The 1,325-nt window shown below is 52.7% G+C and carries 1 protein-coding gene; it reads left to right on the forward strand.

Going from position 1 to position 1,325, the window contains the following annotated elements; translation table 11 throughout:
- Window positions 1-1,325, forward strand: a 1,325-nt coding sequence (gene lon, locus B3P58_RS20500; RefSeq protein ID WP_286720310.1) for an endopeptidase La, incomplete at both ends; no start/stop codon positions are given.

Raw genomic sequence — 1,325 nt, forward strand, 5'->3', positions numbered from 1 at the left:
ATTCCGGCCGCAGCGCGCAAGCGCATTGATGAGGAACTGCACAAACTGAAAATGCTGGAAACCGGCTCGCCGGAATACAGCGTGACCCGTAATTATCTCGACTGGGCAACATCGGTGCCCTGGGGTGTATATTCCACCGATGCGTTCGATCTGAGCCACGCCCGTGAAGTACTGGATGCGCACCACGCCGGACTGGATGACGTTAAACAGCGCATTATGGAATTTCTTGCCGTTGGTACTTTTAAGCAGGAAATATCCGGTTCCATTATGCTGCTGGCAGGCCCTCCTGGGGTGGGTAAAACCTCTATTGGCCGTTCGGTGGCCGACGCGCTGGGGCGGAAATTTTATCGTTTCAGTGTTGGTGGTATGCGCGATGAGGCTGAAATCAAAGGCCACCGCCGCACCTATATCGGTGCCTTGCCGGGTAAATTAATTCAGGCATTAAAAGATGTCGAAGTATCTAATCCGGTGATTATGCTGGATGAAATCGACAAACTCGGTGCCTCTTATCAGGGCGACCCGGCCTCCGCCCTGCTGGAAGTTCTGGACCCGGAGCAAAATAAAGAATTCCTCGACCATTACCTCGATCTGCGTGTGGATTTATCCAAAGTGCTGTTTATCTGTACGGCCAACCAGCTGGATACCATTCCGGCACCGTTACTCGACCGTATGGATACCATCCGGTTATCGGGTTATATCGCCGAAGAAAAACTCGCCATTGCCAAGAGCCATTTATGGCCCCGGGTACTGGAACGCCATGGTCTGAAAAAATCCCAGGTGAAAATCAGTGACAGCACGCTGAAAAGCATTATCGAAGGTTATGCCCGTGAGTCCGGCGTGCGTAATCTGGAAAAACTGCTGCAACAGATTGCACGTAAAGCCGTGGTTAAATTACTGGAAAACCCCAAAGCGAAAATTTCGGTGACCAACAAAGACCTGAGTGATTACCTCGGCGCTCCGGCCTTCCGTGCCGAACGTATTTTAAGCGGTGTTGGGGTTGTCACCGGCCTGGCCTGGACTTCGATGGGAGGCGCAACACTGCCGATTGAAGCCGCCGTTGTGCACCAGCAGAACCGTGGTTTTAAACTCACCGGTAAGCTTGGCGATGTGATGAAAGAGTCTGCCGAAATTGCCTACAGCTATACCGCAGGCCATGCGGCTGACTTTGGTGGCGATCCGGAATTTTTTAATTCCCGCTTCCTGCATCTGCACGTACCGGAAGGTGCAACACCCAAAGACGGCCCCAGCGCCGGGGTTACCATGACCACGGCATTAATGTCGTTAATGCTGAATAAACGCATCAAACGCCATCTGGCCATGACCGG

The sequence above is a fragment of the Thalassolituus sp. UBA2009 genome (assembly GCF_002335285.1).
Taxonomy (GTDB): Bacteria; Pseudomonadota; Gammaproteobacteria; order Pseudomonadales; family Oceanobacteraceae; genus Venatoribacter; species Venatoribacter alkanivorans.